The sequence below is a fragment of the Thalassobacter sp. HA4-2 genome (genome assembly GCF_055693705.1).
Genome location: NZ_JBVFUK010000001.1, coordinates 985,904 through 1,010,872, shown reverse-complemented (window position 1 = coordinate 1,010,872; position 24,969 = coordinate 985,904). Strand labels below are relative to the sequence as shown.

19 protein-coding genes and 4 pseudogenes are annotated in these 24,969 nt (G+C 64.5%); 19 read left to right on the top strand and 4 right to left on the bottom strand.

The genetic code is table 11. From position 1 onward, the window contains the following. The first annotated feature begins 61 nt into the window (after window positions 1-61). The 4 genes and pseudogenes from ACZ1G0_RS05190 to ACZ1G0_RS05175 all read left to right on the top strand — a co-directional run bounded on the left by ACZ1G0_RS05190 (window position 62) and on the right by ACZ1G0_RS05175 (window position 2,437). Complete coding sequence (locus ACZ1G0_RS05190) at window positions 62-508, top strand: tellurite resistance TerB family protein (protein WP_472735972.1); 447 nt, start codon at window positions 62-64, stop codon at window positions 506-508. Next, window positions 505-1,361 (top strand): annotated as a pseudogene (locus tag ACZ1G0_RS05185) (PhzF family phenazine biosynthesis protein). Before ACZ1G0_RS05190 ends, ACZ1G0_RS05185 begins: the two are co-directional and overlap by 4 nt. Beyond that, window positions 1,355-2,131, top strand: a complete 777-nt coding sequence (locus ACZ1G0_RS05180) for a 23S rRNA (adenine(2030)-N(6))-methyltransferase RlmJ (protein ID WP_472735971.1) — start codon at window positions 1,355-1,357, stop codon at window positions 2,129-2,131. The pseudogene ACZ1G0_RS05185 and the gene ACZ1G0_RS05180 overlap by 7 nt, the downstream one beginning before the upstream one ends. Window positions 2,132-2,143: 12 nt before the next feature. Further along, window positions 2,144-2,437, top strand: a complete 294-nt coding sequence (locus tag ACZ1G0_RS05175; RefSeq protein ID WP_472735970.1) for a DUF1330 domain-containing protein — start codon at window positions 2,144-2,146, stop codon at window positions 2,435-2,437. Between the two features lie 7 nt (window positions 2,438-2,444). Here ACZ1G0_RS05175 and ACZ1G0_RS05170 read toward each other — a convergent pair whose 3' ends face one another. Continuing rightward, window positions 2,445-3,131, bottom strand: a complete 687-nt coding sequence (locus ACZ1G0_RS05170) for an SIMPL domain-containing protein (RefSeq protein WP_472735969.1) — start codon at window positions 3,129-3,131, stop codon at window positions 2,445-2,447. 154 nt (window positions 3,132-3,285) lie between these two features. Between ACZ1G0_RS05170 and ACZ1G0_RS05165 the strand changes: the two genes are divergently transcribed. After that, window positions 3,286-5,496, top strand: coding sequence for a hypothetical protein (locus ACZ1G0_RS05165; protein ID WP_472735968.1), 2,211 nt, complete (start codon window positions 3,286-3,288; stop codon window positions 5,494-5,496). A 94-nt stretch (window positions 5,497-5,590) separates the two neighbouring features. Here ACZ1G0_RS05165 and mgtE read toward each other — a convergent pair whose 3' ends face one another. Continuing rightward, window positions 5,591-6,967, bottom strand: a complete 1,377-nt coding sequence (gene mgtE / locus ACZ1G0_RS05160) for a magnesium transporter (RefSeq protein ID WP_472735967.1) — start codon at window positions 6,965-6,967, stop codon at window positions 5,591-5,593. Between the two features lie 91 nt (window positions 6,968-7,058). Here mgtE and guaD point away from each other — a divergent pair, with 91 nt between their 5' ends. Next, complete coding sequence (guaD, locus tag ACZ1G0_RS05155) at window positions 7,059-8,336, top strand: guanine deaminase (RefSeq protein WP_472735966.1); 1,278 nt, start codon at window positions 7,059-7,061, stop codon at window positions 8,334-8,336. A gap of 469 nt (window positions 8,337-8,805) precedes the next feature. Here guaD and ACZ1G0_RS05150 read toward each other — a convergent pair. Together ACZ1G0_RS05150 and ACZ1G0_RS05145 are read right to left on the bottom strand one after the other, a co-directional pair. Next, a pseudogene (locus ACZ1G0_RS05150) lies at window positions 8,806-8,949 on the bottom strand (pilus assembly protein); the annotation flags it as partial. Between the two features lie 207 nt (window positions 8,950-9,156). Continuing rightward, window positions 9,157-10,071, bottom strand: a complete 915-nt coding sequence (locus ACZ1G0_RS05145) for a pirin family protein (protein ID WP_472735965.1) — start codon at window positions 10,069-10,071, stop codon at window positions 9,157-9,159. Between the two features lie 160 nt (window positions 10,072-10,231). Here ACZ1G0_RS05145 and ACZ1G0_RS05140 point away from each other — a divergent pair, with 160 nt between their 5' ends. The 13 genes and pseudogenes from ACZ1G0_RS05140 to ACZ1G0_RS05080 all read left to right on the top strand — a co-directional run bounded on the left by ACZ1G0_RS05140 (window position 10,232) and on the right by ACZ1G0_RS05080 (window position 24,726). After that, window positions 10,232-11,188 (top strand): NAD(P)-dependent oxidoreductase, encoded by a 957-nt coding sequence (locus tag ACZ1G0_RS05140; RefSeq protein WP_472735964.1) that lies wholly within the window; start codon window positions 10,232-10,234, stop codon window positions 11,186-11,188. 21 nt (window positions 11,189-11,209) lie between these two features. Continuing rightward, window positions 11,210-11,716, top strand: a complete 507-nt coding sequence (locus tag ACZ1G0_RS05135) for a hypothetical protein (protein WP_472735963.1) — start codon at window positions 11,210-11,212, stop codon at window positions 11,714-11,716. 204 nt (window positions 11,717-11,920) lie between these two features. Then, window positions 11,921-13,465 (top strand): TadE/TadG family type IV pilus assembly protein, encoded by a 1,545-nt coding sequence (locus tag ACZ1G0_RS05130; protein ID WP_472735962.1) that lies wholly within the window; start codon window positions 11,921-11,923, stop codon window positions 13,463-13,465. Then, window positions 13,462-13,950: a TadE/TadG family type IV pilus assembly protein gene (locus ACZ1G0_RS05125; RefSeq protein WP_472735961.1), complete on the top strand. Its 489-nt coding sequence runs from the start codon at window positions 13,462-13,464 to the stop codon at window positions 13,948-13,950. Before ACZ1G0_RS05130 ends, ACZ1G0_RS05125 begins: the two co-directional genes overlap by 4 nt. Before the next feature lie 31 nt (window positions 13,951-13,981). Further along, complete coding sequence (locus ACZ1G0_RS05120; RefSeq protein WP_472735960.1) at window positions 13,982-14,521, top strand: TadE/TadG family type IV pilus assembly protein; 540 nt, start codon at window positions 13,982-13,984, stop codon at window positions 14,519-14,521. 87 nt (window positions 14,522-14,608) lie between these two features. Then, complete coding sequence (locus ACZ1G0_RS05115) at window positions 14,609-15,859, top strand: sarcosine oxidase subunit beta family protein (RefSeq protein ID WP_472735959.1); 1,251 nt, start codon at window positions 14,609-14,611, stop codon at window positions 15,857-15,859. Between the two features lie 11 nt (window positions 15,860-15,870). Then, complete coding sequence (locus ACZ1G0_RS05110; RefSeq protein WP_472735958.1) at window positions 15,871-16,131, top strand: sarcosine oxidase subunit delta; 261 nt, start codon at window positions 15,871-15,873, stop codon at window positions 16,129-16,131. Continuing rightward, window positions 16,128-19,063, top strand: a pseudogene (locus ACZ1G0_RS05105) (sarcosine oxidase subunit alpha family protein); the annotation flags it as partial. The gene ACZ1G0_RS05110 and the pseudogene ACZ1G0_RS05105, both read left to right, overlap by 4 nt. Before the next feature lie 604 nt (window positions 19,064-19,667). Continuing rightward, window positions 19,668-20,984, top strand: a pseudogene (gene dnaG / locus ACZ1G0_RS05100) (DNA primase); the annotation flags it as partial. Between the two features lie 68 nt (window positions 20,985-21,052). Beyond that, window positions 21,053-21,592: a hypothetical protein gene (locus ACZ1G0_RS05095; RefSeq protein WP_472735957.1), complete on the top strand. Its 540-nt coding sequence runs from the start codon at window positions 21,053-21,055 to the stop codon at window positions 21,590-21,592. An 87-nt stretch (window positions 21,593-21,679) separates the two neighbouring features. Beyond that, window positions 21,680-23,665 carry an RNA polymerase sigma factor RpoD gene (gene rpoD, locus ACZ1G0_RS05090; RefSeq protein WP_472735956.1) on the top strand — a complete coding sequence of 662 codons (1,986 nt, stop codon included), beginning with the start codon at window positions 21,680-21,682 and terminating at the stop codon, window positions 23,663-23,665. Between the two features lie 212 nt (window positions 23,666-23,877). Then, on the top strand, window positions 23,878-24,321 hold the full coding sequence (locus tag ACZ1G0_RS05085) for a hypothetical protein (protein ID WP_472735955.1): 444 nt from the start codon (window positions 23,878-23,880) through the stop codon (window positions 24,319-24,321). Between the two features lie 129 nt (window positions 24,322-24,450). Further along, window positions 24,451-24,726 (top strand): HlyU family transcriptional regulator, encoded by a 276-nt coding sequence (locus ACZ1G0_RS05080; protein ID WP_472735954.1) that lies wholly within the window; start codon window positions 24,451-24,453, stop codon window positions 24,724-24,726. The last annotated feature ends 243 nt before the right edge of the window (window positions 24,727-24,969 follow it).

Genomic DNA, 24,969 nt, shown 5'->3' with positions numbered 1-24,969 from the left:
TCGTGCACGGGTTGGCGCGGGCCCTGTGGCACAGTTGTTTCGACGATTTTCGGAGGCTTCCATGGATCAACCTGACCGACTGCGCGCTTGGCTGACCGCCAGCGCCCCGCGCCCCTTGGCCAAACCCGATGCCCATATGGCCCTGGGCGTGCTGTTGGTCCGCGTGGCCAAGGCGGACAAGGCCTATCTGTTTGAAGAGCTTGAACAAATCGACCGGGTGCTGTCCCATGTGGCGGGCCTCTCCGCGCTGGAGGCCGCCAAGATGCGCGCCATGTGCGAGCGTTTGGAAAATGCTGTGCGGGACAGCGAAACCTTTGCAAAACTGATCCGCGAAGGCGTCGATCACGCCCACCGCATGGAAATGGCCGAGGCCCTGTGGGCCGTGGTTCTGGCCGATGGAATCGAGCAAATTCAAGAGGTTGAGCTGGTCGAGGTCATCGAAACCATCCTCGGATTGTCCCCCGAAGACCGCGCATTGGCCCACGACCGCGCGGTCGCCGCGTCATGAAACATCTGTCGTTCGAGGTCTGGGACGTCTTCACCGACCGCCCCTTTGCGGGCAATCCGCTGGCCATCGTGGCCGGGGCCGATGACCTGACGACCGCGCAGATGCAGACCCTCGCGCGGCAGTTCAACCTGTCCGAGACGATCTTTGTCATGGCCCCCCGCGACCCGGCCCATGGGGCACGGGTGCGGATCTTTTTCCCACCGCCGAAATCCCCTTTGCAGGCCACCCCACCGTGGGTTGTGCCCTGTGGCTGTCGGCGGGCCAAGACATTGATATCATTCTGGAAGAAGAGGCCGGGCCGGTCCCCGTGCGCATCCGGGATGGCCTTGCGCAATTCACCGCACCCGTGGTGCCCCATGCCCATTCCGGCGTCATTGACGTGGCCCTGTGCGCCCCCGCCCTTGGCCTGTCCCCGGACCAGATCGGCCCCCACGCGCCCGGTGTTTTTGCCGGTGGTCCCGCCTTTGCCTATGTGCCCGTGCGCGATGCCCAGGCCCTTGCCGCCGCCCGCCCCATGCAGCCCGCATGGGACGCGCTGATGGCCGCAGGTCAGGTGGACAGCGCCTATGTCTATGCGCCGGATTTCACCGCCCGCATGTTCTCCCCCACCGCTGGCATCCCCGAGGATCCCGCTACAGGTAGTGCCAGCGCCATATTGGCGGCACAACTTCTGGCCAATGACGCCCTGGCCGAGGGGACGACCGCCCTGACCCTGCACCAAGGGGTCCAGATGGGCCGCCCCAGCCAGATCGGGTTCGAGGCGGATGTGGTAAGCGGGGACTTACGGGCCGTACGCATCACAGGCCGCGCCGTGCCTGTGTCCCGCGGCACGATCCGGGTGCCCCGATGCTAAGCTATCAACACGCCTTTCACGCCGGTAACCTTGCGGATGTGCATAAACACGCCCTGCTCGCGGTCGCTCTTGACCGGATGTGCGCCAAGGACAAACCCTTGTCCTATATTGAAACCCACGCGGGGCGCGGCCTCTATGACCTGACCGGGGCCGAGGCGGCCAAGACCGGCGAGGCGGCCCAAGGCATCGCCCGGGTGGCACAGTGGTTTGACACCGAGCACCCCTACACCCGGGCCCGGGCGTGGTGCGCGGACTGGCATGGGCAGGCCAGCTATCCCGGGTCACCCTTGGTGGCCGAGGCACTGCTGCGCCCGGACGACACCATGCATCTGGCAGAGCTTCACCCCGCTGAACACGCCGCCCTGACCCGCAACAGCCGCCACCCGGATCGCCGGGTGCACAAGCAGGACGGGCTGGCACTGGCCCTGTCCCTTGCCCCACCCACACCGCGCCGAGGGCTGATGCTGATCGACCCGCCATGGGAGGTAAAGTCGGACTACCAGACCCTGCCCAAATCCATCGCCCAGATCACCCGGGCGTGGAATGTCGGCGTGATCGCCCTGTGGTATCCCATCCTGACCGACAACCGGCAGACGGGCATGGTGCGCAGCTTGCGCGCCGGGCACCCGGACGCCTTGTCCCACGAGGTGCGCTTTCCCCCGGCCCGGCCCGGGCATGGCATGGTGGGATCGGGGATGTTTGTGATCAACGCACCTTGGGGGCTGGACGCCGAGGCCGCGCGCCTGTCACAGTGTTTCGACACATTGTGACAGGAGGGCCAGATGGCCAAAGGATACTGGATCGCCCACGGCGTGGTGCATGACGCCGCTGCCTACGACACCTACCGCGCAGCCAATGCCGCCCCGCTGGCCGAGTTTGGCGGCACCTTCGTGGTGCGCGGCGGACAGCAAGAGGTGCCCGAGGGGCAGGCCAAGCCGCGCACCGTTGTCATCGAATTCCCCAGCTACCAAGCAGCGCTGGATTGCTATCATTCCGAAGGGTATCAGGCCGCTCTGGAACTGCGCCGGGGCATATCCGAAAGCGACCTTGTGATTGTCGAAGGGTATGATCCCTAGGAGGGCTTCAGGGGGCGACGCCCAACTCGATCACCAGTGTCACGTCGATGGCGGTCGTGACCTCTCCTGCGGCGACGGGCACTGCGTCCATGCTGCGAGCCATGGCCATTTCCATCATCGGTTGTGGGCCGCGATGGCCGCCGCCCTCGCGGATCGAAACGATATCAACGATTTGCAGGCCAGCGGCCCCGGCATACAGCTCTGCCTTGGCCATGGCATCGGCAAAGGCGGCACGGCGTGCCGCATCCTCCGCAGGCCGGGGTTCGGACAGGGCAAAGCGCAGGCCCCGGAACCCCGTCGCCCCGCGCTGCACCACCCGGTCCAGCACCACGCCCAGATCGTCCAGATCCCGCACGCGCAGATCAATGGACGTGCCCGCGCGATAGCCTGTGATGCGCGGCGGCGCGTCGCGGTTCGAATGGTCATAGATCGGGTTTAGGGATAGCTGGCCGGTTTGCACATCGCGCCCCTCTAGCCCCAGATCGGCAAGGTCGGCCAGCACCGCGCGTGCATCCTCGGACATGGCGCGGGTGGCCCCTTGGGCCGAATTTGCCTGCGCCTCGACCTGCAGTGAGATCACGGCCATATCCGGCGCGCCGGACACCTCGCCCCGGCCCGTGACAGTCAACTCCGTGGCCCAGACGGGCGCGGTCATCAGGGCCAGCGCCACGCTGGCGGCTTTGAACATCTGCATCGTACTCTCCTAGGTTTTGCCCCTACATAGCGAGCGCGGGCGCGGGGTGCCCGCCAATTTCGACACCAGCAGAAATCCGGCAAACCGGCGCCTGCACGCTGGCAATCGCACACGCCCGCTTGCGGCGCGCCCGCCCCCATGCCAAACCTCGGGAATGAAACCGAGTTTTGCCCTTGATCTGACCCACGACGGGATCAGCCTTCTGGCCCGCCAAAGCGATGGCACGTGGGGGGAATTGGGCGCTGTTGCCCTGACCACAGACGACCTGAACGGCGAGCTGGCCGCGTTGCGCGAAAAGGCGCTGGACCAGGTGGGCCAGGGGTTCACGACCCTGCTGATCATCCCCGACAGCCAGCTGTTGTACTACACCCTGCCCGATGCCGCCCCCGACTACGACACCGTCGCCGCCAGCCTTGAGGGGCGCACGCCCTACGCCGTGGCGGATATGGCGTTCGACTACGCGGCCTTTGGCGGGGGCACCCAAGTGGCCGCCGTGGCGTTGGAGACATTGGCCGAGGCCGAAGGCTTTGCCACCGAACACGGGTTCAACCCGCTGGCCTTTGTGGCGACACCGGGGACGGATCTGTTCCCCCGCGTGGTCCAGTTCGGCCTGTCCGGGGCCGCTGACGGCCTGCTGGCAGGCGCGACCTTTGACCCCGAACGGGGCACCTTTCAACGCGGGCCGCTGCATGCGCCCAAGGTCGCAGATCCTGCGCCCGCGCCCAAGCCTGAGCCAAAACCAGAACCCGTGCCCGAAGCACCGGCGCCCAGCTTTGCCACGCGGCAAAAGGATGCCGCCGCCGTAGACGACGTCAGTCGCGCCGCGGCAGAGCGTTTGGGCAAGATCGCGCCTCGGTTCGGGGCGGTGCCACCCGCCGCCGCCGCGCCCAAGGTCGAAACGCCGCCCGCTCCGGTCCCCCCTGCGGCCAAGGCGCTGCCCAAGGTGACCGTCCCCAAGGTCGCCATACCGCGCCCCAAGATCAGCCTGCCCAAGCGCAAGCCCAAGGCCCCCGCCACGACCACCCCGGACGAGGCGGCGGCCCTGACCCTGCCCGGTGTCGCCCGGGAGGGTGGCGGCGGGGCCAAGCTGGGCCTGTGGATGACCCTTGTGCTGTTGGCGATCCTGATCGTGATCGGGCTGTGGTCGCTGTTCGTCCTGCCCCCCGAAACCGTCAGCCGCTGGCTGGGCCAGGACACGGCCCCGCAAGTGGCCGTGGTGGACCCCGCCCTTGACCTGTTGCCCGCAGCCGGTGACCCGGAAGACGAGGCGCTGGACGATTTGGCGGATCTGGCCCCGATGCCTGTCGCGGCCGCCCCAGTGGCCCCACGGGGACCGACGCTGGGCGATGCCATGGCCGAATACAGTGCCACGGGGGCGTGGATCGTGCCCCCCGAACCGCCGGTGGAGGTCACCCCGGACCAGATCGACGGGGTGCATATCACGACCCTTGAACCCGTCACCCTCAGCTCCGACGCCGTAGCCCTGCCCCCTGCGGCGGGGCTTCTTGCTTTGGCGACCCCGGCCCGGGTCGCGAACCCCGCGCCGCCCGGCACGCAGTACCGGGTGGGGGACAACGGGTTGGTGATACCCACGCCCGAGGGCGCCCTGTCCCCCGATGGCGTGCGCGTCTTTGCGGGCGTGCCAGAGGTGGACGTGATGACCCGCCCCCGCCCCGAGGACCGCGTGCTGGCCCCGGCGGATATCAGCGAGGCCTTGCGGGCAGAGCTGGCCCTGATCCGCCCGACCCCGCGCCCCGAAGGCTTTGACGATGCCGTTGAGCGCAGCCAGCTGGGCGGCGTCACACTGGCAGAGCTGCGCCGCATCCGCCCCACGGAGCGTCCGCAAAGCGTGCAGGAACAGGCCGCCGCCGCCGCACAGGCCGCCGCCGCCGCCAGTCTGGCTGCGACCCAGACGCAGGAGGCCGACGAGGCCGCGCCGGAGGCTGAGGCCCAGGACGAGAACACCAGTACTCTGGCGATTGCCCAATCGGTCAAGCCGCGCACCCGGCCCCGCAACTTCGAGCGGCTTGTGGCCCGGGCAGAACGGGCCGCAGAACCGGCCCCGACGCGCACGGCGGCGGCCGCCTCGGCCACGGCGCCGACCACGCGCACGATCCCCTCCAGCGCCTCGGTCAGTCGCGCGGCGACACAGACCAACGTGTTGGCCCTGAACCGGGTCAGCTTGCTGGGCGTGTTTGGCAAACCGTCCAACCCCAAGGCGCTGGTGCGCATGCGCAACGGGCGAACCGTGCGCGTGGGTGTGGGCGACCGCGTGGACGGCGGGCGCGTGACGGCCATCGGCAACAAGCAGCTGCGCTACCGCAAAGGCAGCCGGGACCTGACCCTGGAAATGCCCCGACTTTGAGTGGTTTCGCCTTGCGGCGACCCGCTGGGGGCTCTGCCCCCAGACCCCCGAGGGTATTTGTGGAACAATGAGGCGGGGGCGCGGAAGGGTGAGATCAAAGCAGCCACAGGGCGGCTAGACCCAGGAATGCAAAGAAGCCCACCACATCCGTCACCGTGGTCACAAAGGCCCCCGAGGCCAGCGCCGGGTCGATGCCGAATTTTTCCAGCACGACCGGGATGCCCACCCCGGCAAAGCCCGCCACGATCAGGTTCACCACCATGGCCACGGCGATCACCACGCCCAGCATGGGCATGCCGAACCAGACCACGCCGACAATCCCCATGATCACGGCAAAGGCCAGGCCATTGACCGCGCCCACCAGCACCTCGCGCCGGATCACGCGCCAGACGTTGGCCCCGGTCAGGTCCTTGGTGGCCAGGGCGCGCACGGCGACCGTCAGCGCCTGCGTGCCCGCGTTCCCCCCCATGGAGGCGACGATGGGCATCAGAACCGCAAGCGCCACGATCTGCGCGATCACCATGTCGAATTGCGCGATCACAAGGCTGGCCAGCACAGAGGTGACAAGGTTCACGAACAGCCACGGAAAGCGCCGCTTGACCGTGGCCGCGACCCGGTCGCCAAGGGACCCCTCGGCGTCCACACCTGCAAGGCGCAGGATGTCCTCCTCGGCCTCTTCGTCCAGAACGGCCATGGCGTCGTCGATGGTGATGACCCCGACCAGCCGGTCGTTTTCGTCGATCACCGGGGCGCTGATCAGGTGGTACTGGTTGAAGGTATAGGCCACGTCGCCCTCGGGCTGGCTGACCTGAAAGGTGCGAAAACTGTCCTCGGTCAGGTTCATCAGGGCGGCCGTCCGGGGGGCGGCCAGCAGGCGGCCCAAGGTGACATAGGCCACCGGGCGCAAGCGCGGGTCCACCAGGATTAGGTGGTAGAACTGGTCCGGCAGGTCCTGGGCGCTGCGCAGCATGTCGATGGCATCGCCCACGGTCCAGTGTTCGGGGGCCATCACGACCTCTCGCTGCATCAGGCGCCCGGCGGAGTATTCGGGATAGGACAGGGCCTGTTCCACGGCCACCCGGTCGGCGTCTTCAAGGGCATCGAGGATCGCCTCGGCCTGGTCCTCATCCTCGAGGTTTTCGATGAAGTCCACGACGTCGTCGGTTTCCAGCTCGGCCACGGCCTCGGCCACCACGGCGTCAGGCAGCAGAGAGACGACCTCTTCGCGGGTGCCTTCCTCCAGCTCCGACAGGACCTCGGCGTCGATGCCGCCCAGCAGGGCCACCAGATTGGCCCGCTCCGCGCTGCTGTATTGTTCCAACAGGTCGGCCACGTCGGCGGGGTGCAGGGGGTCGAGGGCGGTGGTGCAGGCGGCGGCGTCCCCGGCCTCGATCGCGGCGTCGATCAGGGCGCGGCGGGCGCGGTCCAATTGCGCATCGTTGATGTCGTCTTGGCGTGCGGCGTCGGTCATGGCGGCCCCCTTCGGTTGCCCTATACCTAGCGCACTGCTGCGGCGCAGAACAGGACTGGCGGGGGAAAATCTGCGCGGCTAGGGTTGCAGGATGACAGATTTGATCCTTGGCCAGACCCTGACCTTTGACGCCGACCCCTTTGTGGCAGGCCCCGGTGCCGCGCGGCACACCACCCGCGGCGCGGTGCTGGTAGAGGGGGGCGTGATCGCAAAGATCGGGGACGCGGACACCCTGCGCGCCGCCCACCCCGAGGCCCAGATCACCGACTACGGCGATCACCTGATCCTGCCCGGCTTTGTGGATGCCCACGCCCACTACCCCCAGACCGCCATGATCGCGTCCTGGGGCAAGCGGCTGATCGATTGGCTGAACACCTACACCTTTCCCGAGGAGAGCCGCTTTCACGACCGCGCCTACGCCGATGCAGTGGCCGCCACCTACCTGGACCTGCTGCTGGCCCATGGCACCACGACCGTCTGCGCCTATGCCACGATCCACCCCACCTCGGTTGAGGCATTGTTCAAAGCCGCCCAGACCCGTGGGATGCGGGTGCTGACGGGCAAGACCTGCATGGACCGCAACGCGCCGGACACCCTGCGGGACACCGCCCAATCGGCCTATGACGACAGCAAGGCCCTGCTAGAGACATGGCACGGGGTGGACCGCCTGTCCTACGTCATCACGCCGCGCTTTTCGCCCACCTCGACCCCCGATCAACTGTCCGCCTTGGGCGCGCTTTGGGCCGAACATCCCGACTGCCTGATGCAAACCCACCTGTCCGAGCAAACCGACGAAATCGCATGGGTGGCAGAGCTGTTCCCGGGCGCCCGCGACTACCTTGATACATACGAGGCGCACGGCCTGCTGGGCGCACGGGGCCTTTACGGCCATGCCATCCACCTGACGGCGCGCGAACGCGACCGCCTGCGCGACGTCCAAGCCGCGCTGGTCCACTGCCCCACCTCCAACACCTTCATCGGGTCGGGCCTGTTCGACATGACACTGGCCCAAACCCTGCCCGTGGGTCTGGCCACGGACACCGGCGGCGGGTCCAGCTTTTCGATGTTGCGCACCATGGCCGCCGCCTACGAGGTCGCCCAACTGCGCGGTCAGGCCCTGCACCCCGCCCAGCTGCTGTGGCTGGCCACCGAAGGATCGGCCCGCGCCCTGCACCTGTCTGGCACCATCGGGCGGCTGGCCCCGGGGGCGGATGCGGACCTGTGCATCCTCGATCTGGCCTCGACCCCCGCCATCGCCCAACGCACCGCGCGGGCAGAGGACCTTTGGGAGGCGGTCTTCCCGACCATCATGATGGGCGACGACCGCGCCGTGGCCGCCACATGGGTGGCGGGCCGCCGTGCACAATAAAATAGGGGTGGGTTTCGGGGGTACTTTCGGGGGGAAACCCAGAAACGGGTTCTGTGCAGCAACGCACAGATCAGCGGCAGAACCGCTGACCTAATGTTTACCAAAGCTTAAACACTGTGGCCGCTTCCTAGGTCAGCGGCACACCGTCCATACCCACTTCGCGTCCGGCTGCATCAAACACACCGGCCGTGCAGTCGGTCGCGCCTGCTGGACACTCCGTCGCGCTAAGCGGCAACGGATCGCCCGTCGCCGGATCAATAATCACGTCATCGGCGTTCACAGAATACGATGTTCCATCGGGGGCCGTGTAGCTGCCGGCCAACCACGGCGTCCAGTTCACGCCGCAATCCTGAATGCCTTGGGCAATGGCGTCGGTACAATCCTCCTCGGGCTGCGGCGGAAAGAAATAGGTGCAGCCCGGTTCGCCGCTTTGACAGCCGAAAGAGCTGCGGATGATGAAGTCATTTTTCAACTGGCCGTCAATGTCCCCGGACAGGTCCTCGACCCCGCCGGACACAACGCCCATGACCGCAAGGCCAAGGCCCACAAGGGCCGCCGTCAGCACCACCCAGTCCACGGTCACGGCACCGGTCTCGTCGCGCAAGAATGTCATGTGCTCGCTCCTTTGTTCATTCAGGCAAGGATGAACGTGGTTTGCGGCAAATTTAGGGCGTTAAGCAAAAATGACCCATCTTGGCGCACCCCGGCCCAAAAGGTTTCCGCCAATTCATAGGTACAGCGGGTGGACGGCGAATCTATGTATATTTTCGCAGTTATTCCCGCCTGTTAGCCTTTACGCCCCCTGCCCCTGCACGCCGGTTCAGTGCCCCGCAGGCTTGATGAAGGTACCGTTGCGCAGCTCGCGCATGGCCTGCATCAACTCCTCTTGGGTGTTCATGACGATGGGACCGTGCCAAGCCACGGGCTCCTCGATCGGCGCGCCGGAGATCAGCAGGAACCGCACGCCGTCCTCGCCCGCCTGCACGGTCACTTCGTCGCCGGTGCCGAACCGGATCAGAGTGCGGTCGCCGGATAGGTCGCGGATGTTGACCTCTTCGCCCATGACTTCTTTTTCCAGCAGAACGCCACTGGGTTTGGAGGCATCCGCAAAGGCCGCCGCCCCCTCGAACACATAGGCGAAGGCCCGGCGGTAGGTGTCGATCTTGAACGTCTTGCGCACGCCTGCAGGCACGTAGATGTCAAGGTACTGGGGGTCGGCGGCAATGCCGTCCACGGGGCCGCGCTTGCCCCAGAACTCGCCCACAATGACTTTGACGCGGGTGCCGTCGTCATCGATTACTTCAGGGATATCAGTGCCTTTGACATCCTGATAGCGGGGCGCGGTCATCTTTTGGCTGCTGGGCAGGTTACCCCAAAGCTGGAACCCGTGCATCTGCCCGGCGGCGTTTCCGTGGGGCATTTCCTGGTGCAGGATGCCGGAGCCTGCGGTCATCCACTGCACGTCCCCCGCGCCCAAGGTGCCCGTGTTGCCTAGGCTGTCGCCGTGATCCACAGTGCCATTCAAGACATAGGTGATCGTCTCGATTCCCCGGTGCGGGTGCCACGGAAAACCCTTTTCGAAATGGGCCGGGATGTCGTTGCGGAAATCATCGAACAAAAGGAACGGGTCCAGTTCCGACGGGTCGTTGAACCCGAAGGCGCGGTGCAGGTGGACGCCAGCCCCTTCCATGGTGGGTTGGGCGGTGCGGTGTTCCAGAACGGGGCGGATGGACATGGCAGTCTCCTGATGAGTGTGTTGCACGAAAAATAGGGCGCGGGCCCAATCCGCACAACTGCGCAAGGCTGCGCGCTATCCGTGCACGCACGCACAGGTCGCAAACGGGCGGGCCAAATAGTTTCCAATGGGTTAACGTCCCGAAAACGGGAGGAATATCATGAAGGTAGGCTTTATCGGCTTGGGCAATGTCGGCGGCAAGCTGGCGGGCAGTTTGCTGCGCAATGGGGTGGATTTGACCGTCCTCGATCTGGATGACGCCAAATGTCAGACATTTGTGGGCCAGGGCGCAAAACGGGGCACAACGCCCGCGCAAATGACCCGAGATGCGGACGTGATTATCACCTGCCTGCCCCATCCCAGCATCAGTGCCGCCACGGTTGAAGGCCCCGATGGCGTGTTGCAGGGCATGTCGGACACCAAGATCTGGGCCGAAATGTCCACCACCGACGCGAACGAGATCACCCGGCTTGGCGCATTAGTGAAGGCCGCCGGGGGCCGGGCCGTGGATTGCCCCGTGTCCGGTGGCTGCCACCGGGCGGATACCGGCAACATCTCGATCTTTGCAGGCTGTGACCGAGCGACATTTGAGACGATGCTGCCCCTGTTGACGATCCTTGGCCGCCGCGTCCTGCACACCGGCCCCATCGGCACCGCCAGCCAGCTGAAGGTCGTTACGAACTATCTGGCCACCGCCAATCTCGTGGCCTGCGCCGAGGCGCTGGTGACATGCAAGGCGGCGAACCTTGATCTGGCGACGGCCTATGAGGCGATTGCGATTTCGTCCGGCACGTCCTTTGTCCACGAGACGGAAAGCCAAGTGATATTGAACGGGTCGCGGGACATCAGCTTTACCATGGATCTTGTGGCCAAGGACATCGGCCTGTTCCAGGCACTGGCCGAGGATCATGGCGTGCCCCTCGAAATCTCTCCGCTGATCAACCGTATTTTTGCCGATGGCATAGACCGATACGGGCCGCGCGAATTGTCGCCCAACATCATCAAACGGCTAGAGGATGCCACCGGCCTATCCGTCACGGCCCCCGGTTTCCCGCCAGAAATGGCCGACGAAGAGCCAGAGGCCAAAGGGGCCGAAGTGGTTGTGCGCCGCGCCTAGGCGCGCTACGCGGTTGTCATGATGTTCACACCGCCCCCGACCGATTTCGATGACCCGATTTATACCATCCGCCCCTCGGCCGTGCGGCGGGTCATGGGGGTCGGCGTGCAGCTTTTGCTGGGGCTTTTGCTGGTCTACATCGCCTTTGCAGAACCGCCCAGCCTCGGGTGGCAGCTGTTTCTGATCGGGCTGGGGGCCTTGACCCTGTTCAACACTGTGCGCGCGTGGAATGCCACCGAGGGGGCCATCATCCTGCGAGAGGATGGTCTGTTCGATCAAGATGGTGTGGCGATTGCCCCACTGGACGAGATCGAAAAGGTGGACCGGGCGCTGTTTTCCAACAAGCCGTCCAACGGGTTTTCGATCAAAATGAAGCGTCCGTTGGGCCGTGCCTGGGCGCCGGGGATGTATTGGCGGATCGGGCGGCGTGTCGGCATCGGAGGTGTCACCTCTGGCGCGCAGACCAAGATCGTGGCCGACGCCCTTGCGATGATGGTCGCAACCCGCAACGGCACGCCTAATTTCTAGTTAATTGGGCACCTACTTAGAAACAGTGTAAGGTCCGTCGGTTCTTTACTGCTTCGAACACCCTTAATTGCACATATTTGCGCCATTTGTCTGTCCAACTTCTGACGCCTGCCGAGGCTATCACGATCCTTGGTAAAGGGTGCGCATGGGGCGCAGCCGTGGGATGTTTCAGTGACGCACAGTGGTGCACCAGTTCAGGATCGTTTGACCCGTTTCGTCCGTGACGAGACCGGGGCCATGATGATTTTTGGCCTGTTCATTCTGATCCTCATGATCGCCGCCGTGGGCACCGCCCTCGACGTCATGCGCTACGAGGCCAAACGGGTGAAGGCCCAATACACCCTGGACCGGGCCGTCCTTGCCGCCGCCTCCCTGAACCAGACCGCGACGCCCGAGGACGTGGTCCGCGATTACTTTTCCAAAGCGGGGCTGGAAACGATCGGCCTTGATATCGACGTGACCGAAACCCTGAATTTTCGCCAGGTCAGCGCCGAGACCCGCATCGGCATCGACAGCATGTTCCTGAACATGGTCGGCATCGAGCGGCTCTATGCGCCCTCGCGCTCTCAGGCCGAGGAAAAGATCCTGCGGGTTGAAATCTCCTTGGTGCTGGATATCTCCGGCTCCATGGGTGGACGATCCGGGGGCAGCACAAAGATTGCCCTGCTGCGCGATGCGGCCAAGGAATTCGTGGACACCATGTTGCCGCCCAGCCACGTCAACCTCGTCAGCATATCGCTGATCCCCTACAACGGCACTGTGAACCTTGGCAGTGTCGTGGACAATTATTTCGATCTGACCACCGAACACACATCCTCCAGCTGCGCCCGGTTTGACGACGCCGATTTCCTGTCTACAAACCTTCTGGCAGGCACCGTCCTGACGCGGATTTCGAATATTGACGTCTACTCCGGCTCTTCCAACTCTGCCAACCGCAGTCCCCTGTGCGCACGCAGCGACTATGGCGCAATCGTCCCGTGGTCCAACAACGCAACAGCGCTGCGCACCCAGATCGACAGCCTGCGCGCCAACGGGTCCACGGCGATTGATCTGGGTATGAAATGGGCGTCCCTGCTGCTGGACCCGTCCACCGCACCCCAGTTGATCGAGATGGCCGACGATGCAGTCGTCGCAGATGCGTTTCGCGGGCGTCCGTCGCTGTATTCCGATGATGAGACCCTTAAGGTGGTCGTTCTGATGACAGACGGTCAGAACCATCTGCAATATGACACGCCCGATGCCTTCAAATCGGGGCCATCAAACGTCTGGGTCTATTCTGATCCGGCGGGTGACGTGCACTATTCGATCTTCAGCCCCTCATCCAACATCTACACCCGTGTGGATGATCCGGTTCCGGGCACGCAATACACCACGCCGCACGGGTTCCCCAATGCCATTCAGCTGTCCTATCCGCAGCTGTGGGCGACCTTCAACCACAGCTACGTCAGGGACAAGTTGTATAAAGATGCCCCGGTGGCCGACCGCAATGCGATTGCCAACGCACGGTGGAACTACGCCAATTCCACCCGGGCGGATGCCAACACCCGGGCGATCTGCAATGCGGCCAAAACCACGGGCACCAACCTGCGGATTTTCGCCATCGGGTTCGAGGCCCCCACACGCGGGCAAAACCTGATGCGGGACTGTGCCTCGACCCCGGCGGACTACTACGACGTCTCGGGGATCGAGATTGCCACGGCGTTCCGCGAGATTGCCAGCACCATCAACCAGTTGAAGCTGACCCAATGATGCACCGTCTGACCACATTCACCCGCCGCGTGCGCGGCTCCGCCTCGGTGGAGTTCGTGATCCTGTTCCCGGTGTTCATCGGGATCTTCCTGTCCACCTTCGAGGGGTCCATGCTCTTGATCCGGCAGGCCATGCTAGAGCGCACCCTTGACCTGACAGTGCGCGAGTTGCGCCTTGGCACAGGCCGCACGATGACCCACACCATGGTCAAGAACGACATCTGCAACCGCACCAGCATGCTGCCCGATTGCGCGAATAATCTGGTGCTTGAGCTGATGATCGTGCCTCAGGACACCTATGTCTTGCCCAGCCACCAGACACCTTGCGTGGACCGCACCAACGCCATCACCCCGGTCACCACCTTCAATCAGGGCAACGTCAACGACCTGATGATCGTACGCGCCTGTTTCGTGGTGGACCCGATGTTCCCCACCTCTGGCCTCGCATTGGAGTTGACAGAAAACACCGGGGGGAGCTGTTCATGATGGCCGCCTCTGCCTTTGTGAACGAACCGATATGAAGATGCCCAGCCTGTCCCAGTTCCTCGCCGACGAGGGCGGCGCGATTTCCGTGGAAACGGTGATCATCATGCCCGCGCTGGCCTTCGTCTACGTGGGCAGTTTCGTGTTCTATGACGCGTACCAAAGCAAGAACATGGCGACCAAGGCCAGCTACACCATCGGGGACATCCTGTCCCGCCAGACCCGCACCATCTCCACCGCGGATATCGACGGGCTGGAGGATGTGTTTGAATACCTGTCGTTCTCCGGGGATGCCGCGTGGATCCGGGTCAGTTCGGTCCAGCGGGTGGCGGCGGGGATGCGGGTGAACTGGTCCTACGCCACCGATGGCAACCCGGATCTGACGGTGCAGGACGTGCTGGATCTTGACGATGAATTGCCAACGCTGGCCTTGGCGGAACGGGTGATCGTGGTGCAGACCTACCTGCCCTTCACCCCCGCGTTCAACGTAGGCCTGCAACCCCGGATCGAAGAGTCCCTTGTTGTCACGCGCCCCCGCTTTGCCGGACAGCTGCCCTGCAACGGGTGCGACTGACGTCGCCCCTTGGCCCGGGGGTGTCGCGGATTGCCAGTGCACATCTGGATACCGCTGGCTAAGGTGGGCGCGACGCAAGGGGGCACCATGGGCTTTTCCGCATTCCGTATCCTGAAAGAGGGGCTGACCGGCAACAAGGGCTGGACGCCCCACTGGCGCAGTCCAGAACCTAAGGCCGAGTATGACATGATCATCATTGGCGGCGGCGGCCACGGGCTGGCCACAGCGTACTATCTGGCCAAGGAACACGGGATCACCAATATCGCCGTGGTGGAAAAGGGCTACATCGGCGGCGGCAACGTGGGCCGCAACACCACCATCGTGCGCGCCAACTACGGGATGCCCGGCAACTCTGAATTCTATTCCATGTCCCTGAAACTGTGGGAAAACATGGAACAGGATTTCAACTTTAACGCCATGATGAGCCAGCGGGGCATCATCAACCTGTTCCATTCCGACGGGCAGCGCGACGCCTATGCCCGGCGCGGCAACACCATGATCAACCAGGGCGACGACGCGATCCTTTTGGACCGGGCGGGCGTACGCGACATGCTGCCCTATCTGGACCACGACAACGCACGGTTCCCGATCTATGGCGGCCTGTACCACCCGCGCGGGGGCACGGCCCGACACGACGCGGTGGCTTGGGGCTATGCGCGCGGGGCCGATCAGCGCGGCGTGGACATCATCCAACAGTGCGAGGTGACGGGCATCGACATCGAGGGCGGCCGCGTCACCGGCGTGCAAACCACGCGCGGGGCGATCAAGGCCCGCAAGGTCGGCATTGTGACCGCGGGGCGGTCCGGCCAGGTGGCGGCCATGGCGGGCCTGCGCCTGCCGATTGAAAGCCATGTCCTGCAGGCCTTCGTGACCGAGGGGCTGAAACCCGTCATCGACAACGTGGTCACCTTTGGCATGGGGCATTTCTATATCAGCCAATCCGACAAGGGCGGGCTGGTGTTCGGCGGCGATCTGGATTTCTACGCCTCTTATGCGGCGCGCGGCAATCTGCCCATGGCCGAACATGTGCTAGAGGCCGGGATGGCCCTGATGCCCATGATCGGCAAGGCCAAGCTGTTGCGCAGCTGGGGCGGGATCATGGACATGACGCCGGACGGGTCCTTCATCCACGACAAGACCCATATCGACGGTTTGTTCATCAACGCGGGCTGGTGCTATGGCGGGTTCAAGGCGGTGCCGGGGTCAGGGTTCGCCTTCGCCCATCTGATGGCCACCGGGAACCCCCACGAAACCACTGCGCGCCACCGTCTGGACCGCTTCCGCACGGGCCATGTGATGGACGAAGAGTCCACTGGCTCTCAGCACAACTTGCACTAGGGAAGACCGACATGCGCATCCCCTGCCCCCTCTGCGGCTCCCGCGACCGGCGCGAGTTCTACTACATGGGCCACGAGACCTACCTGAACCGCCCCGTAGGCGGCGCGCCCGTGGCAGAATGGGACGACTATCTGCACCTGCGCGACAACGTGGCGGGCCGCGTCCGCGACCTGTGGCAGCACGAGGCCGGGTGCGGTGCCTGGATCGTCGTGGACCGGGACACCACGACCCACGAAGTCTTTGGCGCAGCACTTGCAGGGGACCGGCCATGAGGATCGACGGCAAGGGTCTGATCGACCGATCCACGCAGATCGGCTTTACCTTCAACGGGCAGCGGATGCAGGGATACGCGGGTGACACGCTGGCCTCGGCCCTGATGGCCAACGGGCACCGCCTGATGGGGCGCAGCTTCAAGTATCACCGTCCCCGGGGCCCCCTGACCGCCGACAGCGCCGAACCCAACGCCCTGGTCACAGTGGGGCACGGCGCGACCCAGGATCCCAACGTCCGCGCCACCACCCTGCCGATCTACGACGGGCTGGACGCGCGCAGCCAGAACCACTTGGGGTCGCTGAAATACGACCTGATGCAGGTCACCGACCTGGTGTCGCCGTTTCTGGGGGCCGGGTTCTATTACAAGACCTTCATGTGGCCCAAGGCGTTCTGGGAAAAGCTCTATGAACCCGTGATCCGCAAGGCGGCGGGGCTGGGCGCGTTGTCCGGTGCGGCGTCCCGCGATACTGCAGAAACCGCCTATGCCCACTGCGATGTGCTTGTGATCGGCGCAGGCCCTGCGGGGCTGATGGCGGCCCTGACAGCGGCCAAGGGCGGCGCGGACGTGATCCTCGCGGACGAGGGGGACCGGGTCGGTGGGCGGCTTTTGTCCTCGACCGAAGACCTCGACGGCACCCCCGCCCCCGCTTGGGTGGACGGGATGGTCGCCCAGCTGGTGGAGGCCGGCGTGCGCATCATGACCCGCACCACCGTGGCCGGGGCCTATGACGGCGGCACCTTTGGCGCTCTGGAACAAGTGGTGGCCCCGGGGGCCGACCCCTCCTCCCCCGACCTGCCCACAACCTGTTTCTGGCGCATCGCCGCGCGCCGCGCGATTCTGTGCGCAGGCGCACTGGAACGGCCCATCGCCCACCCGGGGAACGACCGCCCCGGCATCATGCTGGCCAGCGCGGTCCAGTCCTACCTGAACCGCTGGGGCGTTGTGGCTGGGCAGAAGGTGGCGCTGTTTGCCAACAATGACGGTGCCCACAAGGTCGCACTGGATCTTGTCGCCGCAGGCATCGACACCACCGTGATCGACAGCCGGGCAGAGGCGGCCGCCCAAGGGGATTACACCTTGCACGCAGGCGCACAGGTCATCGGCACCAAGGGCCGGTTGGGCCTGCACGCCCTGACCGTGCGCAAGGGCAGCACGGAATTCGAAGTCGCCGCACAGGTGTTGGGCCTGTCGGGGGGCTGGAACCCAACCCTTCACCTGACCTGCCACACCGGTGGGCGGCCCACGTGGAACGCCGAACTACAGGCCTTTGTCCCCACCCCCGGGGCCGTGCCCGGGCTGGACGTGGCGGGGGCCGCGAACGGCGCGTTTTCGACCCACGGCGCGCTTGCCGAAGGGTACGACCGGGCCCGCGCAGCGCTGCAAGAGCTTGGGGCGACCGCGCCCGACATCGCGATCCCGCAGGCAGACGACAGTAAGTCCTCGCTTACGCCCTTGTGGGCGGTGGACGTACCCGGTCGCGGCCCTTTTGCCGATGCGCGCAACCGCGCGTGGCTGGATTTTCAGAACGACGTGACCACCAAGGATGTGCGGCAAGCGGCGCGCGAAAACTACCAATCCGTCGAACACATGAAACGCTACACCACCCAAGGCATGGCCACGGATCAGGGCAAATCCTCCAACGTGGGCGCGCTGGCCATTCTGGCGGACGCCACCGGGCGCGGCATCCCAGAGACGGGCACCACCACCTTTCGCCCCCCTTCATCCCCGTCCCGATCGAGAGTATGGGCGCGGGGGCCACGGGCAAGGGCTTTGCCCCTGAGCGGCTGACCACCAGCCACGCCGCCACCGTGGAACGCGGTGCGCCCCTGATCGAGGCGGGTTTGTGGTACCGCCCCAGCTACTTCCCCCGCGCGGGCGAGGCGACATGGCGCGACAGCTGCGACCGAGAGGTCACGATGGTGCGACAGGCCGTGGGCGTCTGCGATGTCTCCACCCTTGGCAAGATCGACATCCAAGGCCCCGACGCGACCAAGCTGCTGGATTTCGTCTACACCGGCATGATGTCGACCCTGAAGCCAAACCGCGTGCGCTATGGCCTGATGCTGCGCGAGGATGGGCATGTAATGGATGACGGCACCTGCGCGCACTGGGGGCCGGATCACTACGTGGTGACCACCACCACGGCCGCTGCGGGCCAAGTCATGCGGCATATGGAGTTTGTGACCCAGTGCCTGCACCCCGAATGGGACGTGCAGATCATCTCGGGCACCGAACAATGGGCGCAGTTCGCGGTCGCCGGCCCCAAGTCGCGGGACCTGTTGAACGGGCTGCTGGATGCGCCCATCGACAACGACAGCTTTCCGTTCATGGCCTGTGGCCCGGTGTCCATCCACGGCACCCCGGGTCGTCTGTTCCGCATCAGTTTCAGCGGCGAACACGCCTACGAGGTCGCGGTGCCCGCCCGCTATGGCGATGCTCTGTTCCGTGATCTGGTCGCCCGGGCCGAGGCCATGGGCGGCGGCGCCTATGGGATGGAAGCGCTGAACGTCCTGCGGATCGAAAAGGGCTTTATCACCCACGCCGAAATCCACGGGCGCATCACTGCCCATGACATCGGCATGGGGCGGATGATCAGCGCCAAGAAGGACTGCGTGGGCCGCGACATGGCCGCGCGCCCCGGAATGATCGAGAACCGAGAGGAGCTGGTGGGCATCCGCCCCGTGGACCCCGCCACCAAGATCGACGCAGGCGCCCATGTGTTCACCGCAGGCGACGCGCCCACGCGGGCGAATGATCAGGGGTATCTGACCTCTGTGTGCTACTCGCCCACATTGGACGGCTATCTGGCCCTCGGCTTCGTGCGGAATGGCCACGCCCGGCACGGCGAACGCATGGACCTTGTGGATCATCTGCGCGGTGTGACCACGCAGGTCGAGCTGTGCCACCCGGTATTCCTAGACCCAGAGGGGGCCGCACCCGTGGCTAGTCTGATCGCAAAATCCGCAGGCCACGGCCTGTTGCCCCTCACCCACGGTACGGTGTCCCTGACCGAAGAGGTGACGCAGATCACCTCGGTCGCGCCGTTCAAGGGGGCGGATGTATCCATGGCCTTGGGCGGGTTCCCGAAACCCGGCCAGGCCCTGACCACCACCACGGGCCAGGTGATCCTGTGGTCCGCGCGGGGCCAAGCCTTTGTCTTGGGCAAATGCCCACCCGTACCGGGGGCCGCCGTCACCGATCAGTCCGACGCCTGGGCGCATCTGATCCTGGAGGGCGCCGATATGGCGGACGTGCTGGCCCGCCTGTGCCCGCTGGACCTGAACGCGGGCGTGTTCAAACCCGGCACCACCGCGCGCAGCCTGCTGGGCCATATGAACGCGCTGTACTACCGGGTGTCGCCTACGCGGATGGAGATCTTTGTGTTCCGATCCATGACCGCGACCGCCGTGCATGATTTGGACCACGCCATGCGCCGGGTCGCCGCGCGAAGCCGCTGGATCCGCGAATCCTAGACTTCCCGCTCCGGGCGACAGATATTGGCGCAATGGCCCTACCCCCGGATTCCTTGACGAACTGCGCACCCGACTGTCGATCGCCGACGTTGTGGGCCGCAAGGTCATGTGGGACACGCGCAAGTCCAATCAGGGCAAGGGCGACTGGTGGGCCCCCTGCCCGTTCCATCAGGAAAAATCCGCCAGCTTCCACGTGGACGACCGCCAGGGGTACTACTACTGCTTTGGTTGTCAGGCGAAGGGGGACATGATCACCTTTGTGCGCGAAAGCGAAAACGTAGGCTTCATGGAAGCTGTCGAAATCCTGGCGGGCGAGGCGGGTTTGCCCATGCCCGCCCCCGATCCCCAGGCCAAGGCCAAGCAGGACCGCGCCACCCAACTGGCCGAGGTGATGGACCTGGCGTGCCGCTGGTTCCGCCTGCAACTGGGCACGGGCGCGGCTGCGGAGGCGCGCGGATACCTGGACCGACGCGGCCTTGACCCCGCCACCCAAGACCGGTTCGAGATCGGCTTTGCCCCCAACAGCTATACCGCCCTCCAAGAGGCGCTGGCGGCTAAGGGCGTGTCGCCGGACCTGATCGCCGCCTCTGGCCTGTCGAAGACCCGCGATGGTGGCCGCCCCTATGACGTGTTCCGGGGCCGCATCATGTTCCCGATCCGCGACCCCCGCGGGCGCTGCATTGCGTTCGGGGGCCGCGCGCTGGACCCGGACCAACCGGCGAAGTACCTGAACTCTCCCGAAACGGAGTTGTTCAAGAAAACCTACACGCTCTACAATCAAGGCCCCGCGCGCACGGCGGCAGGCAAGGGCGCGGATGTGCTGGTGGCCGAAGGGTACATGGACGTGATCGCCCTGCACCAAGGGGGGTTTGAGGGGACCGTGGCCGCTCTGGGGACGGCCGTGACCGAGCAACACCTGCAAATGCTATGGCGCTTTTGTGACGAGCCGATCTTTGCGCTGGACGGTGACGCCGCCGGTGTGCGCGCCGCCCATAAGGTCATCGACCTTGCCCTGCCCCTGTTGCAGGCGGGCAAATCCGTACGCTTTGCCATGATGCCCAGCGGCAAGGACCCCGACGACGTACTGCGGTCCGAGGGGCGCGAGGCGATGGACACCCTGATCAAAGGGGCCATCCCCATGGTCAGCCTGCTGTGGTCCCGCGCCCTTGAAGGTCGCGTGCTGGACAGCCCCGAACGTCGCGCAAAACTGGACCACGACCTGCGCGCCACCCTGCGCCTGATCCAGGACCCAAACATCCGGCGGCACTATGGCGACGAGATCGCGCGCCTGCGCGGGGAACTGTTTGGCACGGGGTTCGGCACTGGCGGCCAAGGCGGATCCGACCCACGTGGTTTTGGCGGCCCGTATCGGGGTGGGGGCCGCAAGTGGACACCCCCATGGCCCCGTCCGCGGCGGTCAAGAACTCTCCGCTGGCCTCTGCCACCATGGAAGATACCGAAACCATCCTGGAGGGCGTCATTCTGGCCGCCCTCGCCCGCCACCCCGACCTGATCGAGACGCACAGCGCCCTGCTGGAAGGGATGGAATGGACCGGCCCCGATCACGGGCGCATGGCGGCTGCGCTGCTGTATATGACGCCGCCAGACACGCCCGAGGATGTTATCGGCGCGCAGGCCCTTGAAACCTTGTGTCAGGCACGCCACATCCGCATCACGCCAGCACTTCGCCCGGGGGCCACGGCCACAGACGCCGCCCCCTGCATCGCCGATGCATTGACCAAGCTGGACGCAAGACGAGGCCATCGCAGAGAGGTGATGGACGCCATTGAAGACCTGCGCATGTCCGCAGGACTGGGTTCGGACGAAGCCCTGACCCGACGTCTGCGCGAGGCAAATGCCACCCGCAGCCGCGCGGAGCGGGCCATTCCGAACGCCGCTGGCCCCGACAGCGAGGATGCGGCGGCCTTGTCCGACTACCTCCAAAGCTTGCTAGACCGTAAGATTTGGGAAAAGAAAGAGAGATGATCCGGGTGGCAACGCGACTGATTCGCGCTAATGATTCGGATTAAACGAAATCGACCGAATCACGCCCCCGCGCGTAGGAGACCATGCATGGCCGCCAAAGACACCAACGACGACCGTAAACCCGAAGGCGAAGAGGGCGAGATCGGTCTGGATGTAAGCCAGGCTCAGGTCAAGAAGATGATCGCCGAAGGGCGGGCCAAGGGCTATATCACTTACGACCAGTTGAACAAGGTCCTGCCACCCGAACAGGTGTCCTCCGAGCAGATCGAGGACGTCATGTCGATGCTGTCCGAGATGGGCGTGAACATCGTCGAGGACGAAGAGGCGGAGGCCGAGGAAGACAAAGGCCCCACCGACCTTGTCACCGTCGGCGGCACGCGCGAAGTGGCGCTCGGCTCCGGTACTTCCGAAAAACTGGACCGCACGGACGACCCCGTGCGCATGTACCTGCGCGAAATGGGCAGCGTCGAATTGCTGTCCCGCGAGGGCGAGATTGCCATCGCCAAACGCATCGAGGCCGGCCGCAACACCATGATCGCGGGCCTGTGCGAGTCGCCCCTGACTTTCCAGGCGATCACCATCTGGCACGAGGAACTCCTGAACGAAGACATCCTGCTGCGCGATGTCATCGACCTTGAAACCACCTTTGGCAACGCGATGGATGACGACGACGAGGAAGAGCCCGTTGTCGCCCCCGCCGCCAATTCGACCGACGCGCCCGCCGCGGAAAAACCGCAAGAACTGGACGCCGACGGCAACCCCATCGCCGACGATGACGATGATGACGACGACGAGGCCGCCAACATGTCGCTGGCCGCCATGGAAGCCGCGCTGAAACCGCGCGTGCTGGAAATGTTGGACCGGATCAGCCAAGACTTTTCGCGCCTGTCCGAAATGCAGGACCTGCGGATCTCGGCCACCTTGAACCACGACGACACCTTCAGTGCCTCCGAGGAAAAGGAATATCAGGAAACCCGCGCCGAACTGGTCCTGCTGGTCAATGAATTGCACCTGCACAACAACCGCATCGAGGCGCTGATCGACCAGCTTTACGGCATCAACCGCCGGATCATGTCCATCGACAGCGGCCTTGTGAAATTGGCCGACCAAGCGCGTATCAACCGCCGCGAATTCATCGAGGCGTACCGCGGGCACGAGCTTGATCCCGGCTGGGTGGACCGCATGGCCGAACGCTCTGGCCGGGGCTGGCAGGCCCTGTTCGAACGCAGCCGCGACAAGGTCGAGGAACTGCGCGCCGACATGGCCCAGGTCGGCCAATACGTGGGCGTTGACATCAACGAATTCCGCCGCATCGTGGGTCAGGTTCAAAAGGGCGAAAAAGAGGCCCGCCAAGCCAAGAAGGAAATGGTCGAGGCGAACCTGCGCCTCGTGATCTCCATCGCCAAGAAATACACCAACCGCGGCCTGCAATTCCTCGACCTGATCCAGGAAGGCAACATCGGCCTGATGAAGGCCGTGGACAAATTCGAATACCGGCGCGGCTACAAGTTCAGCACCTACGCCACATGGTGGATCCGTCAGGCGATCACCCGGTCCATCGCGGATCAGGCCCGTACGATCCGTATTCCCGTGCACATGATCGAGACGATCAACAAGCTGGTGCGCACAGGCCGCCAGATGCTGCACGAAATCGGCCGCGAACCCACCCCCGAAGAACTGGCCGCCAAGCTGCAGATGCCGCTGGAAAAGGTCCGCAAGGTGATGAAAATCGCCAAGGAACCGATCAGCCTCGAAACCCCCATCGGGGACGAGGAAGACAGCCAGCTGGGCGATTTCATCGAGGACAAGAACGCGGTCCTGCCGCTGGATAGCGCCATTCAAGAAAACCTCAAGGAAACCACCACCCGCGTGCTGGCCAGCCTGACGCCGCGCGAGGAACGCGTCCTGCGCATGCGCTTTGGCATCGGCATGAACACCGACCACACCCTAGAGGAAGTCGGCCAACAGTTCAGCGTGACCCGCGAACGCATCCGCCAGATCGAAGCGAAAGCCCTGCGCAAGCTGAAACACCCCAGCCGTAGCCGAAAGCTGCGGTCGTTCTTGGACCAGTAGGGCGGGACTTGTCCCGCCACCCACAATCGAAAATAGGCGCGCGTGGTTCGGTCAAGTGGATGCAGCACTGCGCAAACGAGTGTCCTAAGGCGCTGCAGCCCCCGGCTTTACCCCATCTCACTTGGGTCTCGCCACGCGCGTCCGACAACTATTCCGAGTATCGGGATGCAGATGCTCTAGACGCCCTGAACCTTGCGCATCTATCATGTCACTTGGCAGAGTTCTGGCCGCAACGTGGACCGCAATGGGATGCACTGGCCGTGTTTGATGGCGGCGTCGTCTTGGCAGAGGCAAAGGCACATCTCAGCGAATTTATATCCCCCGGTTCACAAGCCAGACCCGCGTCCAGAGCAAAAATCAAACGAGCGTTCGATCAAACCCGCGCTTTTCTGGGAATAAACACCGCACCTCCGTGGGATCAAAAGTATTACCAATATGCAAACCGCATCGCGCATCTGTTTTTTCTCCGCCAACACAACGTGAACGCACATTTACTCTTTGTGGATTTTATCAATGATACCGACATGAGCGGCCCAACCGATGCTGACACCTGGCGCACGGCTTTTGAGAAGGCGGACGCCGCATTGGGCCTGCCCAGCACGCATGCACTCACGCCTTTCATCCACCATGTTTTTCCAGATGTCACAACGCTTTGACCGACATCTAGTCGCTGTTGATCAAACGACCTGATCTGTTGCATCCATGACGCCGGCCTTGTGCCAAACAAATCATCAGCCGCGCCGCGCGACTGGACCTTCTTTCAGAATAGCTTATCCTTTACATCTATGACCAATGGAGCCCCCATGTCCCTGCTGTCCAAACTGTTCGGCGGCCCCAAAGACCCGCCCAAACCCACCTCCACCAAGTACAACGGCTTCACCATCACGCCCCATCTTATGAAAGAGGGCGCGACCTACAGGTTGTCCGCAATCATCGAAAAAGAGGGTCAGCGCCACCACCTGATCCGCGCCGACACACTGAACGATGCCGACACCGCGAACGAGGCTGCGATTGCCAAGGCCATGCAGCTGATCGACCAGATGGGCGACCGCCTCTTCTAACCCATCATTAACGTTAACGCGTCCGCCCCTCATTGTTCCACAAATACCCTCGGGGGAGGCGCGGAGCGCCGGGGGCAGCGCCCCCACACGTCCAAGGGCAGTAAAGGGGGCGTAGGCCGGGGGCACAGGCACATTTGGCGGGGTCAATTCCCCCTACCCAAGTCATGGGGTTCTGCCTATAGTACCTGTGGATAACCTAATCAGAGCCCCAAGGGCCATCCCGAGCAGAACCAAAGAGAGACA